This is a genomic window from Microbacterium sp. H37-C3 (genome assembly GCF_027157935.1).
GTDB lineage: Bacteria > Actinomycetota > Actinomycetes > Actinomycetales > Microbacteriaceae > Microbacterium > Microbacterium plantarum.
In genome coordinates, this window is sequence record NZ_JAPVLR010000001.1 from 608,387 (window position 1) to 623,222 (window position 14,836).

At 70.3% G+C, this 14,836-nt stretch carries 14 protein-coding genes and 1 tRNA gene; 8 read left to right on the forward strand and 7 right to left on the reverse strand.

From position 1 onward, the window contains the following. The first annotated feature begins 30 nt into the window (after positions 1 to 30). Together O1W71_RS03065 and O1W71_RS03070 are read left to right on the forward strand one after the other, a co-directional pair. Positions 31 to 966 (forward strand): hypothetical protein, encoded by a 936-nt coding sequence (locus O1W71_RS03065; RefSeq protein ID WP_269266486.1) that lies wholly within the window; start codon positions 31 to 33, stop codon positions 964 to 966. Next, positions 963 to 1,184 carry an SCO4848 family membrane protein gene (locus O1W71_RS03070; RefSeq protein WP_269266487.1) on the forward strand — a complete coding sequence of 74 codons (222 nt, stop codon included), beginning with the start codon at positions 963 to 965 and terminating at the stop codon, positions 1,182 to 1,184. Before O1W71_RS03065 ends, O1W71_RS03070 begins: the two co-directional genes overlap by 4 nt. Before the next feature lie 18 nt (positions 1,185 to 1,202). Here O1W71_RS03070 and O1W71_RS03075 read toward each other — a convergent pair whose 3' ends face one another. Next, entirely contained in the window at positions 1,203 to 2,471 is a 1,269-nt protein-coding gene (locus O1W71_RS03075; protein ID WP_269266488.1) for a CDP-glycerol glycerophosphotransferase family protein, read from the reverse strand. Between the two features lie 56 nt (positions 2,472 to 2,527). Between O1W71_RS03075 and O1W71_RS03080 the strand changes: the two genes are divergently transcribed. After that, positions 2,528 to 3,619 (forward strand): glycosyltransferase, encoded by a 1,092-nt coding sequence (locus tag O1W71_RS03080; protein WP_269266489.1) that lies wholly within the window; start codon positions 2,528 to 2,530, stop codon positions 3,617 to 3,619. A 1-nt stretch (position 3,620) separates the two neighbouring features. Here the strand turns inward: O1W71_RS03080 and O1W71_RS03085 are convergent, their stop codons facing one another. From O1W71_RS03085 to O1W71_RS03095, 3 genes are read right to left on the reverse strand one after another with little or no spacing between them, the layout of a single operon-like run. Next, complete coding sequence (locus O1W71_RS03085; RefSeq protein ID WP_269266490.1) at positions 3,621 to 5,075, reverse strand: CDP-glycerol glycerophosphotransferase family protein; 1,455 nt, start codon at positions 5,073 to 5,075, stop codon at positions 3,621 to 3,623. Continuing rightward, positions 5,072 to 6,319: a CDP-glycerol glycerophosphotransferase family protein gene (locus O1W71_RS03090; RefSeq protein WP_269266491.1), complete on the reverse strand. Its 1,248-nt coding sequence runs from the start codon at positions 6,317 to 6,319 to the stop codon at positions 5,072 to 5,074. The genes O1W71_RS03085 and O1W71_RS03090 overlap by 4 nt, the downstream gene beginning before the upstream one ends. A gap of 43 nt (positions 6,320 to 6,362) precedes the next feature. After that, a complete protein-coding gene (locus tag O1W71_RS03095) occupies positions 6,363 to 7,847 on the reverse strand; it encodes a S1C family serine protease (protein WP_269266492.1) in 1,485 nt (494 codons plus the stop codon). Positions 7,848 to 7,947: 100 nt separating this feature from the next. Here O1W71_RS03095 and O1W71_RS03100 point away from each other — a divergent pair, with 100 nt between their 5' ends. Beyond that, complete coding sequence (locus tag O1W71_RS03100; protein WP_269266493.1) at positions 7,948 to 9,147, forward strand: aminotransferase class I/II-fold pyridoxal phosphate-dependent enzyme; 1,200 nt, start codon at positions 7,948 to 7,950, stop codon at positions 9,145 to 9,147. Here O1W71_RS03100 and O1W71_RS03105 read toward each other — a convergent pair. Further along, the gene (locus O1W71_RS03105) at positions 9,121 to 9,939 is read right to left on the reverse strand and encodes a carbon-nitrogen hydrolase family protein (RefSeq protein ID WP_269266494.1); all 819 of its coding nucleotides are present in this window, start codon (positions 9,937 to 9,939) and stop codon (positions 9,121 to 9,123) included. The two genes, O1W71_RS03100 and O1W71_RS03105, sit on opposite strands and share 27 nt — an antisense overlap. Next, positions 9,936 to 10,451 (reverse strand): DUF6328 family protein, encoded by a 516-nt coding sequence (locus tag O1W71_RS03110; protein WP_269266495.1) that lies wholly within the window; start codon positions 10,449 to 10,451, stop codon positions 9,936 to 9,938. Before O1W71_RS03110 ends, O1W71_RS03105 begins: the two co-directional genes overlap by 4 nt. Positions 10,452 to 10,585: 134 nt before the next feature. Here O1W71_RS03110 and O1W71_RS03115 point away from each other — a divergent pair. Then, a tRNA-Met gene (locus O1W71_RS03115) sits at positions 10,586 to 10,659 on the forward strand. Between the two features lie 93 nt (positions 10,660 to 10,752). On the opposite strand, the gene O1W71_RS03120 is transcribed toward O1W71_RS03115, so the two are convergent. Continuing rightward, on the reverse strand, positions 10,753 to 11,220 hold the full coding sequence (locus O1W71_RS03120) for a MarR family winged helix-turn-helix transcriptional regulator (RefSeq protein ID WP_269266496.1): 468 nt from the start codon (positions 11,218 to 11,220) through the stop codon (positions 10,753 to 10,755). Between the two features lie 88 nt (positions 11,221 to 11,308). Here O1W71_RS03120 and O1W71_RS03125 point away from each other — a divergent pair, with 88 nt between their 5' ends. The 3 genes from O1W71_RS03125 to crtI are packed head-to-tail and all read left to right on the forward strand — an operon-like array spanning position 11,309 to position 14,834. Beyond that, on the forward strand, positions 11,309 to 12,370 hold the full coding sequence (locus O1W71_RS03125) for a polyprenyl synthetase family protein (protein WP_269266497.1): 1,062 nt from the start codon (positions 11,309 to 11,311) through the stop codon (positions 12,368 to 12,370). Continuing rightward, positions 12,367 to 13,242, forward strand: coding sequence for a phytoene/squalene synthase family protein (locus O1W71_RS03130; RefSeq protein WP_112614306.1), 876 nt, complete (start codon positions 12,367 to 12,369; stop codon positions 13,240 to 13,242). Before O1W71_RS03125 ends, O1W71_RS03130 begins: the two co-directional genes overlap by 4 nt. Continuing rightward, the gene (gene crtI, locus O1W71_RS03135) at positions 13,239 to 14,834 is read left to right on the forward strand and encodes a phytoene desaturase family protein (RefSeq protein WP_269266498.1); all 1,596 of its coding nucleotides are present in this window, start codon (positions 13,239 to 13,241) and stop codon (positions 14,832 to 14,834) included. Before O1W71_RS03130 ends, crtI begins: the two co-directional genes overlap by 4 nt. The last annotated feature ends 2 nt before the right edge of the window (positions 14,835 to 14,836 follow it).

The following is a 14,836-nucleotide window of genomic DNA, read 5'->3' on the forward strand; positions in this document are numbered from 1 at the left end:
CCGCGCCCACGGCGCGAGAGGATGAGTGTCATGGCCCGAAAGGTGCATCGCATCGACTCTCTTCCCGACGACGCTCCACGCCGCGACCCGGGCGATCCTGAGGGCGCGCAGCATCCGCTGACCGTCCGCACCCTCGATCGGCTTCTCGCCGTGCAGCGTCCGGTCGTCCTGGCACATCTGCGCGGCATCCGGCAGCGGCACCCCGATGCCACGACTGCTCAGGTCGTGCAGATGCTCGAACGTCGATACCTCACGGCGGTCACCACGGGCGGCGCGGCCGTCGGTGCCACGGCGGTGATTCCCGGGATCGGCACGGCCACGACGCTCGCCCTCAGCGGCGTCGAGACGGCGGGGTTCCTCGAAGCGACGGCTCTGTTCGCGCAGTCCCTCGCAGAACTGCACGGCATCCCGGTCGACAACCCCGATCGCGCTCGAGCTCTGGTTCTCGCCCTCATGCTCGGTCGCGAGGGCGCGGATCTGGTCGGTCAGTTCGCGCGACAGGCCAGCGGGAAGGGCGCACCGCGCAGCTCCTACTGGGGTGAACTCGTGACGTCATCCCTCCCTCGTACCGCGGTCGGCCCCGTGCTCGACCGGTTGAAGCACGCCTTCCTGCGACGCTTCGCTGCGGCGGGAGGCGCGTCGGTCGTCGGCAAGGCGCTTCCGTTCGGCATCGGCGCCGCGATCGGCGGGACGGGCAACCACATCCTCGGGCGCCGCGTCATCTCGGGCGCACGCCGGGCCTTCGGCATTGTCCCGAGCGTGTTCCCGGCGACGCTGGATCCCGGAGACGAAAATCAACCGAACGGACGAGGTCCGGCGCTCGTAGCGCGTCGGATCAGCGGCGCGTTCGCCGAGGGCGGCCGTCAGATCGGCTCGCTCGCCTCTCGACCCTTCCGGCGTGTCGAGCGTCGCAGCGCTCGAGAAGACGATGCGAACGACGCTTCCGTCGATCGGAGAGAATCATGATCGCTTTCGTCGTGACGGTCCTCCTCGTGGGCGCCGTCTTCAACATCGTCACGTGGCCGACCTTCTTGCGACGTGTCGCACGTGACCCGCGCGCGCGGGGTGCCGACGGGCGGCGTACCCGGTTCTTCACCGTGCATCTGGTGCTCGTCGTGATCGCCATCGCGCTCGCGGCACTCTTCCTCGCCGGCGCGGCGATGATCGGGTTCGCCGGCTTCTGAAGCCGGCGAGGGTCCCCGTCAGGCGTCGTCGAACTCCGCCTCGTCGCGTTCGTCGGCGACGGTGACCGTGCGTGCGTCCCACTCCGTCCATCGCTGCATGAGCAGTTCGATCGCGGCGTGGAAGCGCGCGGTCGCGGCCCCCGGCGATGTGTCGCCGAAGTAGTGACGCGACCACCCGCGCAGGCGCCCGGATGCGTCGGGGTCGTCGGCGATGCGGTCTGCCATCTCGACGATCGACGCCGCCGAGGCCGCGTTGAGCCAGGCGGCATCCGCGAGGTAGCCGCCCGTATCGACGAGCGCTGCCGGATCCGCGGGCCGGGTGACGAGCAGCGGCTTCGCGACCGCCAGCCGGTCGTAGATCATCGCGGAGATGTCGACGACGGCGAGATCGGCGGCGGCGAGCTGCCACCCCAGCTCGGGACCATCGTCGTACACGTGATGAGCGAGTGGGTCAGCGCTGTTAGCGGCGGCGATCGCCGCGACGATGCGCCGATGCGCGTCACCGTACGCCGCGTCGACGACCCCGGACCTCGGATGCGGGCGATAGATCAGCCGGTGCTGCGGCGACGCGAGGACCGCGGCCGCCAGAGCCTCGCCGTGCGAGGCGATCGAGCCGTAGTGCGCTGCGGGGCGGTCGCCTTCCCAGGTGGGCGCATAGAGGATGACGCGGCGGCGGTCCTCGGGGTACGGAAGGGATCCCGAGAAGTGGTCCGCCTGCGGCCGACCGATCGCGATCGTGCGCGCGTCGAGGTCGTAGTCCCAGAGAACGCGCCCGAGACGCTCTCGAGCGGCGTCACCGGCGATCAGGGCGTAGTCGTACGCCTTGAACTGGTTCGTCGTCATGTACATCTTGTCGGACTCACCGTGATTGATGAACACGTGCCACCGGTGCCCGTAGCGGAACATCTGGAAGTTGCGGGTGTTCTGATTGACGTACAGGACGACCCGGATGTCCTGCGCGGCGACGACCGATTCGAGGGCCCGGACGGTCGGGGCGAACAGGACGGGCAGCGCACCATCGGCGAGGATCGCCTGCGCGCCGGTGGCGCTGCGGCTGATGACGACGACCGGCCAGGTCTTCGCGAGGAGTTGGAGCGGCTTGTACCACTGCCGTATCTGGTACATGTTCACGTCACCGTCGGCGAAGTACACCGCGATGCGGAAGTGACCGGCGGGTGGCTGCGGCGCCCTGGAGAGGGAGCGTCGCACGTCGACGTACGCGGCCCGGTTCGAGACGGCACGCCGAACCAGTGCGACGGCTTTTCGGACGTCCGAGATGATTCCCACCCTTCCAGGGTACCGAGCGGGTCAGCCGGAGCTGGGACGCGTGACATGATCGACGGATGCATGACGACGCGCACGGATGGCGTCCGGCGCCCGTACCGGACCGAGGCGCGGGCGTGTCCTTCGTCATCCCCGTGCTCAATGAGCGCGACTACCTCGAACACGCGGTGCGCAGCGCGCTCGCACAGGACCTCGACGCGCCGATCGAGGTGATCCTCGCGCTCGGCCCGTCCTCCGATGGAACGGACGCGGTCGCCCGCCGCCTCGCCGACGAGGAGCCGAGGATCCGCCTCGTCCGAAACCCCGCGGCTCACATCCCCGTCGGCTTGAACATCGCGATCCAGGCGGCTCGCTACCCGACGATCGTGCGGGTCGACGCGCATTCGGAGCTCGAGCCCGGGTACACTCGCGCCGCACTCGACACGCTCGCTCGGGTGCAGGCGGCGAACGTCGGCGGTGTGATGCGCGCCGAAGGCCGAAGCGCTTTCCAGCGAGCGGTGGCCCGCGCCTACAACTCGCGCATCGGGCTCGGCGGCGGCGCATACCACGGCGGTACCACCGAGGGCCCCGCCGAATCCGCCTACCTGGGCGTGATGCGGCGCAGCGTCCTCGACGAGGTCGGGTTGTTCGACGAAGGAATCCGCCGCGGCGAGGATTGGGAGCTCAACCTCCGCATCCGGCGAGCCAGGTATCGGGTGTGGTTCGACCCCGACCTGCACGTCACCTATTGGCCTCGCGACAGCTGGTCCCGCCTCGTACGGCAGTTCCGGGCGACCGGCTCATGGCGGGGCGAGCTCGTACGACGTTTCGGCAGACGGAACGGTCTGCGCTTCTTCGCTCCCCCGGCACTCGTCGTGGCGACCGCCGCATCGCTCGTCGTCGGCGCGGCCCAGCTCCTCGGAGCGGCGCCGGGACGCGCCGGCATCCTGCTGTCGATCGTCCATGCGCCTGTCGCGGCCTACGCGGTCCTCATCGCCGTCGTCGCGGCCGGGCGCGGCGGCGGTCGCGGACTGCGAGACCGCCTCTGGACCCTCGCGGTCCTGCCGTCCATGCATCTGTCATGGGGCGTCGGCTTTCTGCAGGGCGCCGCGCGCGGGGCGCGGGGCACCGTCGACACATCGCGCCTCGAGCGGAACACGCCGCTTCCCTAGGTCAATCGCGCGAGACCAATCCCTGGTCGAGGATCCGCGCGACCACGCGCTCTGCGGCCCGAGAGTCATCACGAGCGTTGAACCGGGCGCGCCAGCGGGCGTACCGCTCGGGGTCGCCCCCCTCGCCGGAGGTGATGGCGCGAACCAGTTCCTTCTGCGTCCGCACGACCGGACCGGGGGCCGCATCCGTCAGATCGAAGTAGAACCCGCGCAGCTCACCGCGGTAGTGCTCGAGGTCGGGAACGAAGAAGTACATCGGCCGCCCGGTGACGGAGTAGTCGAACATGACGGACGAGTAGTCGGTGATGAGTGCGTCCGAGGCGAGCTGAAGCGCAGCCAGGTCGGGGTACGACGTCACATCGATCACGCGGGCCCCGCGCTCGTCGGCGCCGGGCGCCAGCGTCCGCGAGTGCCCGCGGACCAGCACCACGGCGCCGGTCGCCTCGGCGAGCGCCGGCAGATCGAGGAAGTCGACGATCGTCTCACGGTCGTCGCGCCACGTGGGCGCATACAGCAGCACCTGCTCTCCGGCATCGATCCCGAGAGACGCGCGCACGGCTTCCCGATCGCCGGTGTGCAGTTCATCCGTCCGCGGATACCCTTCGACCCACACCGGCTTGCGCCGGAACGCGTACGCCGCCCGGAGCACACGTGCGCTGTAGGGGTTCTGGGCGAGGAGGATGTCCCAGCGCCTGCTCTCACGGAACACGGCGAGGACCCGTCGCGGGTCGAAGCCCGGCCGGTGGAGAGCGAGTCGTTTCAGAGGCGTACCGTGCCAGGTCTGGAGGACGACCTGACCCGGTTTCCGGACGAACTGCCGGCGCAGCCAGTCGTTGACCACAAGCAGTCGGGCGGCGCCCCGGGCTCGCCACCATTCGGGGCTTCCGTCGACCACGGCGATCGCTCCCTCGGGCACCGCGACCGAAAGATCGACAACGCTCCAATAGCGGGTGACTGCGGGAGCCACGCGCGCCAGTTCGCGGTCGATCGCGAGCGGATTGTCGCTCGCGCTCCGGCCGTAGAAGCTCTCGAAGAAGACGGCGTTCTCGAGGGGTCCGCGGTGAGCGGCATAGCGCTGTTCGAGGGCCCGACTCCCCTCTCCCGACGCGAGCGCCGGATCGACGGGCGGCCCGATGCGCAGCAGTGCTCCGTCCCAGCTCGCGCGAAGCGTGCTCCCGTGGAAGGGCGCCGGCATCTCGGTGTCCTGGCCGCCGTCGCCCTGCATTCGGACGCCGTCGATGACGAGGTCGTAGCTTCCCCCGGGCAGCGGGAGGGAGGCGCCGCCCCAGCGGGACGCGTGCAGAGGGACACGCGCCGTCCAGCCGCCGGCCACAGTCGTCACCTCGGCGCGAGATCGCGCCCGCGGGCCGACGACCTGAACCTCGCCTGGAGCGGGCCCGGCACCACTCACGGTGAGGACGAGCGAGCCCTCGACATCGAACCCGATACGCATCATGACCGCTCCCCTGCAGCTTCCGGCACCGCAGCGACGATCGCCTCGTGTACTCGACGCGCGTTCCCGCCGTCTCGCCACGCGTGCATGCGCAGGCTCAGCTCAGCCGATCGGCGGCGACGACGATCCGTTTCCGGTCCTCCCGCGAGGAGCTCGTCGAGCTGCGAGCACAGCTCGGGCCACGATCGGGCGGCGTCGTCGCCCGCGACCTCCCCGTAGGTGCCGTAGAAGCCGCGAGTGCGGGCGTAGCGCTCGACATCGGGGGCCAGGAAGAGCGTCGGCAGCGGCACGAGCCCGGCGTCGTAGACGAGAGAGGAGTAATCCGTGACGAGCGCGTCCATGGCCGGGAGCAGGGGCGTCACGTCCGGGACGAGGTCGCTCCCGAGTATGCGGACGCGCGGCGTCGGCGACGGTGGGGTGTAGTCGCCCCCGCCCAGGGGATGAGAGCGGACCAGGAGAACGGCGTCGTGCGCCTCGAGAACGGTGAGGATGCGCTGCCAGTCGGCAGCGTCGGGCGTCGCCGGATCGGGGTCTCCGTCGCGCCAGGTCGGCGCGTACAGCACGGCAAGAGCATCTGCGAGGCCGGGGACCGCGGTCTCGAGGCGCCGACGCGCGTCCTGTCGCCCCTGTGGGCGGTCGGCGGGCGAGAGCACGTCGACCCGCGGCTCACCGAGCACGGGCACATGGCTGTCGTCGAGCCCGAAGGCGCTCTCCAGGCGGCCGCGCACGCGGTGGGACGCCGCCGGCAGGAGGTCGATCTGAGCCTGCGTGCGCCGATACGCCAGAGCCAAGAGTCGCCGGATGCCGGGAACACCGCCCAGCCGACCGGGGTCCGTCGTGACCGGCGCGTCGAGGCCGATCCGCTTCAGGGGGATGCCATGCCACAGTTGCACGAGGAACGCACCGCCGACGCCGTAGCGATTGACGTCGCCCAGACCATGCGTGACCACGACGACCCCCGCCCGGGCCGTATACCAGAAGCCCGCAAGCGAGTCCCGCTGCACGGTCGGGATGCCGAGGCGCTTCGCATCGTCGGCCTGCCGCTGCGACGACACCAGCCACACGGCCCGGCGACGGGGCGCCGCCTGCCAGAGGGCGAGCGCCCCATCGGCGATGCCGACGGCGCACCCGAACACCCAAGCGGATCGATCACGCGGGATCACGAGGGTGGCGAGCCGTCCCGCGAGATAGGCGGGGATGCGCAGGACCTTGCGCACATTGCCCGCGCCGAACGAGAAGGACGCCACCCCGCGAGCCTATCGCGGGGTGGCGTCCGGGCCGGTACGGCGCTTACTGCTGCAACTGGCCGAGGGTCACGGTCGCGGTCTGCTCACGGCCGTCACGCACATACGTGAGCTTGGCTTCGCTGCCTGCGGCCAGTGCGCGCACCTGTGCGGTCAAGTCGACCTGATCGGTGATGGCGATCCCGTTGAACTCCGTCACGATGTCGCCGTTGCGCAGGCCCGCCGACGCGGCGGCACCACCCGAGCTCACCTCATTGATGAGAGCGCCGGCACGCGTCGCGCCGGGTGCCGCAGCGGCATCTCCGACCGTCGCGCCGAGGAGGCCGTGGGTAGCCGAGCCGTTGTCGATGATCTCGTTCGCGACGCGTTCGGCGACCGTCGAGGGGATGGCGAACCCGACACCGATGGAGCCGGCCTCGGTGGACGCCCCGCCCGCGCTCGCGATCGCGACGTTGATGCCGATCAGTCGGCCCTTGCCATCGACGAGCGCGCCGCCGGAGTTGCCCGGGTTGATGGCGGCGTCGGTCTGGATGACCGAGATCGCGATCGACGACTTCGGCTGGGACGGCGTCTGCTGCCCCTGGCCGAAATCGAACTCGAACGGCGTGCGCCCGCCCGGGGTCTCCTGCTGCGATCCGCCTTCCGATTCGGGCGCCGCCGACGACGCGATCTGGATCGAGCGGTTCAGCGCGCTCACGATGCCCGTCGTGACGGTGTTGGACAGCCCCAGAGGCGCGCCCACGGCGACCGTCTGGTCGCCGACGTTGAGCTTGCTCGAGTCGGCGAACTCGATGGGGGTGAGGCCCGAGGCGTCGGTCAGCTTGATGACCGCGAGGTCGTACGTCGGGTCGGTGCCCACGATCGTGGCCGCGTACACCCGGCCGTCCGAGGTGGTGACCGAGAGCTTCGGGTCGCCGGTGGCTCCGTCGAGCGTGACCACGTGCGTGTTCGTCAGCACGTAGCCGTCTTCGCTGAGGATCACGCCGGAGCCCGTGCCGCCGGAGGTGCCGGACGAGGCGGAGATGGTCACGACACTCGGCAGCACCTTCGTCGCGATGGCCGTGGTCGCGTTGACCGAGTCGGGGTTGTTGACGGTGATCGACGACGGGCCAGAGCTCTGGGAAGCGGGAGCCGCGACGAACGACGATCCCACCGCCGCCGCGCCACCGACACCGGCCGCACCACCGACGAGGGCCGCCGCAACGAGGATCGCCGCGATCTTCCCGCCTCCGACCTTGCTTCGGTCGTGGGACTCGGGGGCCGCGGTCGTCGCGAAGGGCTGACCGAAGGCCGGAGCGCCACTGTGCGGTGCGGGCTGGCCGTAGGGCTGAGTCGGCTGGGTGTGGAAGGCCGGGCCGGGGTCCGCCGGCGCGACGGGCAGCGGCGGGCGGGGCGGGATGGTCGCGTCGGCGCGCGGCGTCGCTGCCGCGTCAGGTGCCGACACGGGCGAGGTACGGGCGTGGTCGGCAGGCTGCTCGGCGTCGCTGCGCGCGTCGGGAGTCCGGTCGTCGGGGAAGTTCTGATCGCTCATCGAGGTTGCTCCTTTGTCCAAGCAAGAACAGGTTGCCGCCCCATGCTGTGGTTTGCCTATGCCGAGGATGGGACACGCCTATGCGTGTAGCCTGAGCCGGATGCACGAGGTTCCCGGCGCGTGGCGCCGCGCCGCACGAGGCGCGGGTCTCCTGACCGATGACGGTCTGCCCGTCCCCACCATCTTCGCCGAGATGACCGCGCTCGCCGCTCGAACGGGCGCGATCAACCTGGGTCAGGGCTTCCCCGACGAGGACGGGCCGCAAGAGGTCCTCGAGGCCGCGCGCGCGGCCATCGCCGGCGGCCGTAACCAGTACCCGCCCGGTCGCGGAGAGCCGGAACTGCTGGCCGCGATCGCCGAGCACCAGTCGCGTTGGTACGGCATCGAGCTCGACGCCGACACGCAGGTGCTGGTGACCGCCGGCGCTACCGAGGCTCTCGCCGCGACGGTGCTTGCGCTGGTCGACGGCCCGGATGACGAAGTCGTCGTCTTCGAGCCCTACTACGACGCGTATGCGGCCCTGGTCGCGCTGTCCGGTGCCCGCCTCGTGGGCGTTCCGCTCCGGTGGCCCGACTTCCAGCCCGACCTCGACGAGCTCGCCGCAGCCGTCACCGATCGCACCCGCATCATCCTGGTCAACGACCCGCACAATCCGACCGGGACGGTCTTCTCGCGCGAGACGATCGACGAGATCGTCCGCTTGGCGCATCGGCACGACGCCGTGATCGTCACGGACGAGGTGTACGAACACCTGACCTTCGACGCGCCCCACGTCCCGATCGCGACCCTGCCCGGCGCCGCTGGGCGGACGCTGTCGATCTCGTCCGCAGGCAAGACGTTCTCGGTGACGGGCTGGAAGGTCGGGTGGGTCACGGGCCCCGCCGAGCTCGTCCGCGCAGTCCTCGCGGTCAAGCAATGGCTCACGTACGTCAACGCCGGCCCGTTCCAGCTTGCCGTCGCCGCCGGACTGCGGCTTCCCGACGGCGTCTTCTCGGGTATCGCCGATCGTCTGCGCGCGGGTCGGGATCTCCTCGGCGCCGGGCTGCGCGAGGCCGGCTTCGCCGTGTCGACCCCGGCCGGTTCGTACTTCACCGTGGCGGATGCCGCGCCCCTCGGGGCTTCCGACGGCGACGCGTTCTGCCGGGAGCTGCCGGACCGTGCGGGTGTCGTGGCGATCCCGCTGACGGCCTTCGCGTCGCCCGCGCACCGGACCGAGTACGCCACGCTGGTGAGGTTCGCCGCCTGCAAGCGCCCGGACGTCCTGGCCGAGGCGTCAGCTCGACTCGCGCGGGCCTTCTGACCGGGGCACGACCTCGAAGCGGCGCAGCCGAAGCGCGGGGTTGACCCGTCGGACGCGCTCGACCGCACGGACGTCGATGTGGGCAACGGCGACGTCGCTCGACGTTCCCACCGCGGCGATCTCCACACCCTGCGGATCGAAAACCCCGGAGTTGCCGACCCCCAGCGGCGGCGGATGGTCCGCGGCCGCGACGAAGAAGGTGTTCTCGATAGCGCGAGCCCGCAGCAGCGTGTTCCACTGCAATTCCTTCAGCGGGCCGCGCACCCACTGTGCGGGAACGAGGACGACGTGCGCGCCGGTGTCGGCGAGTACGCGGCCGATCTCCGGGAACCGCAGGTCGTAACAGGTCATCAGCGCGAAGCGCACGCCGTCGATCTCGAAGGTCTCCGGCGGTGCGATCGCACCGGGCTCGACCCAGTCGGACTCGCGCTGCCCGAAGGCATCGTAGAGGTGCAGTTTGCGGTACGACGCGACGAGCCCGTCGGGTCCCACGGCCACGACCGTGTTGCGCACGCGCTCGGCGTCCGAAGCCCGCTCCAGAAGGCCCGCGACGATGTGCACGCCGTGACGACGTGCGAGGTCGCCGAGCCCCTCGACGAACGGACCCTGGAGGTCCTGGGCGTTCTCGCGGAGCGTCTCGTCGAACGGGTCGACGAAGTAGCTCGAGTACTCCGGGAAAAGGACGATCTGGGCTCCGCGCGACCGAGCGCGTTCGACGAACCCGGCGATCGCGCGGAGGTTGTCGTCGACGTCGGCCGCGGGCGCGAACTGGGCCACGGCGAGAGCTGTCATCGGTCCTCCGAACGGCGGTGGCGGTAGATGAGCGGTGAGACCACCCAGAGCAGAGCTATGAGGAACGCCAGCGCGCCCCCCGCTACCCAGGATGCCGCAGTGCTGACCACGACGTCGAAGACGAAGACGACCACGCCCACTAGCAGGACCGATACCGTCACCAGCGCGAACAGCAGAGCCGTGTGACCGAACGCGACGACTGCGGGCTTGGCCCGGCGGCGGAACAAGCCGCGATGGAGGGCCACCGGCGACAGGGCGACGATCGCACTGAGTGCTGCCAGCACGACGAGGGTCAGATAGAACACCCGCTGCGGCCCGCTCAGGTCGCGGAACGCCGGTTGGAAGGCGAGAGCCAGCAGAAAACCGGTCAGGATCTGGGTGCCCGTCTGCAGGACGCGCAACTCCTGAAGCAGCTCGTTCCAGTTGCGGTCGGCACGCTCGTCCGCCGACTCGGCACGACCGTCGTCTGCGACGTCATCGCCTCGGTCGGTGACCGGGGTGGCGGGACTCATGTCGCTATCTTCCTCGCCCCGGACCGAGGACGCCAACACCCGGATGCCGGTCGCGTCACGACACGCCCGGGACGCTCCGGATGCCACCCCGATTGGACGCCCCTCGGACCCCGTGCTAGTGTTATCTCTTGTGCCGCGGGGTGGAGCAGCTCGGTAGCTCGCTGGGCTCATAACCCAGAGGTCGCAGGTTCAAATCCTGTCCCCGCAACAAGAACACGAAGGCCCCGTCGAAAGACGGGGCCTTCGTTGCATGTAGCCGCGCCCGCCGAAAGCCAGCGGAGCAAGTCTCGGCGGGTCTTCGTCAATCGGCCAGCATCGCTTCGCTCATGCCGTCGAGGAAGCGTGTGACCGTCGCGAGCTCCTCGGGACTGAACGGGTCCATCGCCTCGCGCATGCGGCGCAGGCGTGCGGCGAAATGCCGGCCGAAGTCCTGCCGGGACGATTCGGTGAGCGTGATGACCAGTGCACGTCGGTCGTTCGGGTGCGGCGCGCGTTCGATGAACCCCTCATTCGCCAGTCGATCGAGCATCTTCGTCGTGGAAGCGCTCGATATACCCAGATGGCGCGCGAGGTCGTGCGGCTTCACCAGCTCACCGCGCTGCTCGCGAATGCTGAGCATGCGCAGCGCCGAGAGGTCGGTGGCGTTCATGTCCATGTCCGAGCGGAGCCCGGTATGCATGCGATCCATCGCGTCGCTGAACGCTCGCACGGCTTCGAGAGCCGAGCGCTCTACACGACTTCTCGCCACCTCGGCATTCGGGTCAGCCATGTGGACACCACCTCTCGAGCCTGGTTATCATCAGCTCAAACGCTAGTTAAGCTAGCAAAAACGCCTCGCCAATGGCATATCCAGGACGGTGAACGTGATCTCCTTGCCCGATGACAGCAGAGCCGCTGTCGATCGCGCGCTCGAGGAAGTCCTCACCAGGCTCACACAGCGGGCGATCCCTCGGGGCTCATCGGCTCTTGCCCTCATCCGCGCCGCCTCGGCGGCGACATCCGGCGGCAAGCGCTTCCGCCCGGCTCTGGTGGTGGCGTCGTTCGACGCGTTCGGCGGCGACCGCCTGGCGACGCCCGGCCTGTGGGACGTGGCAGCCGCGTTCGAACTGCTCCACAGCGCGTTCGTGATCCACGACGATCTGATCGACCGCGACATCGAGCGGCGCGGTGTTCCCAACGTCAGCGGGACCTTCCGATCGCACGCCCGGTCCCTGGGCGTCAGCGCAGACGACGCCGAGCGGGTGGGCGATGCCGCCGCCGTCCTTGCCGGCGACATCCTTCTCTACGAGGCGGCGCGTCTCGTGGCCACGGCCGACGTCGCGTCGGATCAGCGGGTACCCCTGTTCGATCTGCTCGACGATGCCGTGCTGGTGTCGGCCATCGGAGAGCTCGCCGACGTCGAGCAGGCCGTCGTCCCTGCCGAGCCGGAGACCGCGCAACTGCTCAGCACGGCTCACGACAAGACGGCGGTCTACTCCTTCTGCGCACCGCTCGCGGCGGGTGCCGTGCTCGCCGGGGCGGACGACGGTGATCGCGGCGTACTGATGTCGGTCGGAGCGGACCTCGGCCTCGCCTTCCAGCTGGTGGACGACCTGATCGGCACCTTCGGCGACGAGGCGCAGGCCGGCCGGGGCGCCGGCGCGGACCTCCGCGAGGCCAAGCGCACGCCTCTCATCTCCTTCGCCCGCGACTCGGCGTCCTGGCCACAGGTGTCGTCCGCGCTGGCGATGGCGCCGACGGGTCCGATCGCCGTCCAGGCGGCACAGCGCGAGCTCGACGCCAGCGGCGCCCGCGAGCAGCTGGTCACCCTCATCGGCCAGACGCTCTCCTCGGTGCGGCGTCGAGCGGCCGAACTGCCACCCGCCGCGCGTGCGCTCATCGAGCAGCTCGCCGACGGCATCGAAGGACGGATCCCGTGACCCCCGACCACTCCGCGATCGCCCTGTACGACCGAACCGCGCGCGACGCCGCAGCCGTCGTGATCTCGGCCTACTCGACCTCGTTCGGGCTCGCTGCGCGGCTCCTGGGGCCGCGCGTGCGTCCGCACGTGCGGAACATCTACGCCCTGGTTCGCGTGGCCGACGAGATCGTCGACGGATCCGCCGAGCAGGCCGGGATGCCCCTGACGGCACAACGACGCGTCCTCGACGCGCTCGAGGAGGAGACGCTCCTGGCGGTCGAGGAGGGCTTCAGCGCGAACCTCATCGTCCACGCGTTCGCGTCGACGGCGCGGGAATGCGGTATCGGCGCAGACCTCGTGCGACCCTTCTTCTCCTCGATGCGGACCGATCTCGAGGTGTCGTCCCACGACGCGGGCTCGCACGCCTCCTACGTCTATGGTTCGGCCGAAGTCGTCGGACTGATGTGCCTCCAGACCTTCGTCAACGCCGGCGGCTCGCACCCGCGCCCCGCCGACCCCGATCTCGTCGACGGCGCACGTCGCCTCGGCGCCGCATTCCAGGACGTGAACTTCTTGCGTGATCTCCCCCACGACGTCGGATCCCTCGGCCGCGACTACCTCGGTGTCGACGGCGCCGACGGCACCGCCTCGCGTGTGGAAGTACTCGACCGTATCGACGCCGACCTCGACGCGGCCGGCGCCATCATCCCGCGCCTGCCGGCGGACTGCCGACGCGCCGTCACTGCAGCGCACGATCTGTTCACGGCGCTCTCCCGCCGCCTGCGACGGGCCGGTGACACCGATCAGCGAGTGCGCGTCCCGAACACCGTGAAACTCGGCCTGGCCGCTCGCGCAACGGTCGGCGCCGCTCCCCTGCGAGCCGGCGCATGAGCCGCGCACGATCGGAGCGCCCCGCGCCCGGCTCGCGCGTCGTCGTCATCGGCGGCGGCATCGCCGGTCTCGCCACGGCCGCACTGCTGGCCGATGAGGGTTACGCCGTGACCGTGATCGAAGCGCGGGACGAGACCGGCGGACGGGCAGGCTCGTGGGAGCGCGATGGCTTCCGGTTCGACACCGGGCCCAGCTGGTACCTCATGCCCGAGGTCTTCGAGCACTTCTTCGCCCTGCTCGGGACGACGGCGGCGGCTGAACTCGACCTGGTCCCCCTGGTCCCGGCCTATCGCGTCTACGCGGAGCCCGAGGGCGACGGCATCGGAGATCACATCGACGTCGTGTCGGGGCGAGCCGAGGCGACAGCGCTGTTCGAGAGCCGTGAGCCCGGTGCCGGCGCACGACTGGACGAATACCTCGATTCCGCTGCCGACGCCTACGACCTCGCGGTATCGAAGTTCCTGTACGACACGTACGCCTCGTCCGAGGGGCTCCGCGACCCCGATATCCTGCGGCGCATCCCGACGCTCGCTCCGCTGCTCACCCGCTCGCTGAACCGGTTCGTCGACAGCCGGTTCCAGGACCCGATGCTGCGCCAGGTCCTCGGCTACCCCGCGGTCTTCCTGGGCTCGTCGCCGTACGACGTGCCGAGTCTGTACCACCTCATGAGCCACCTCGACCTCGACGACGCGGTGCTGTACCCGCGCGGCGGCTTCACCGAGATCATCGCGGCGATCGAGCGCTTGGCGCGCGACCGCGGCGTCGAGGTGCGCACCGGCACCGCCGTCGCGCAGATCCTCACCGCCGCGGACGGCAGCGCCCGCGGGGTCCGTCTGGCCGACACGAGCGAGGTCGCCGCCGACATCGTGGTGTCCGCAGCCGATCTGCACCACACCGAGACGGTCCTGCTCCCCCCCGAGCGGCAGACGTACCCCGAGCGCTGGTGGCGCAAGCGCACGCCGAGCTTCGGCGCGCTGTTGATCCTCCTCGGCGTCGAGGGCGAACTGCCCGAGCTGTCGCACCACACCCTGCTCTTCACCCGCGGTTGGCGCGAGAACTTCGATGCGATCTCGGGACGGGACACCCACATCCCCGATCCCGCGTCGCTGTACGTGTGCCGTCCCAGCGCGACCGACGACACCGTCGCTCCAGCCGGATCGGAGAACCTGTTCGTCCTGGTTCCCATTCCGGCCGACCCCGAACTCGGCCGCGGAGGTGTCGACGGGGCCGGTGATGCCGCGATCGAAGCCGCCGCCGACCGGGCGATCGAGCAGATCGCGCAGTGGACCGGGGTGGACGATCTCGCTTCTCGCGTACGCGTCCGCCGCACGATCGCACCCGCGGACTTCGCGCGCGACCTCGGGGCGTGGCGCGGAAACTCCCTGGGACTCGCGCACACGCTGGGACAGAGCGCGTTGTTCCGCCCGGGCAACGCCTCCAAGAAGGTTCCCGGTCTCTACTACGCCGGCGCTTCCGTGCTCCCGGGCATCGGGCTGCCGATGTGCCTGATCTCGGCAGAGCTCGTCGTCAAGCGCCTGCGCGGAGACACGACCGCCGGCCCGCTGCCCGAGCCGGCCGCCCCCACCGGCTGAGC

Coding starts and splice junctions, on each gene's coding strand:
- O1W71_RS03120 (WP_269266496.1), bottom strand. CDS start 11,220: ATGGCTGACCCGAATGCCGAGGTGGCGAGAAGTCGTGTAGAGCGCTCG.
- O1W71_RS03080 (WP_269266489.1), top strand. CDS start 2,528: ATGCATGACGACGCGCACGGATGGCGTCCGGCGCCCGTACCGGACCGA.
- O1W71_RS03105 (WP_269266494.1), bottom strand. CDS start 9,939: ATGACAGCTCTCGCCGTGGCCCAGTTCGCGCCCGCGGCCGACGTCGAC.
- O1W71_RS03070 (WP_269266487.1), top strand. CDS start 963: ATGATCGCTTTCGTCGTGACGGTCCTCCTCGTGGGCGCCGTCTTCAAC.
- O1W71_RS03095 (WP_269266492.1), bottom strand. CDS start 7,847: ATGAGCGATCAGAACTTCCCCGACGACCGGACTCCCGACGCGCGCAGC.
- O1W71_RS03100 (WP_269266493.1), top strand. CDS start 7,948: ATGCACGAGGTTCCCGGCGCGTGGCGCCGCGCCGCACGAGGCGCGGGT.
- O1W71_RS03085 (WP_269266490.1), bottom strand. CDS start 5,075: ATGATGCGTATCGGGTTCGATGTCGAGGGCTCGCTCGTCCTCACCGTG.
- crtI (WP_269266498.1), top strand. CDS start 13,239: ATGAGCCGCGCACGATCGGAGCGCCCCGCGCCCGGCTCGCGCGTCGTC.
- O1W71_RS03110 (WP_269266495.1), bottom strand. CDS start 10,451: ATGAGTCCCGCCACCCCGGTCACCGACCGAGGCGATGACGTCGCAGAC.
- O1W71_RS03065 (WP_269266486.1), top strand. CDS start 31: ATGGCCCGAAAGGTGCATCGCATCGACTCTCTTCCCGACGACGCTCCA.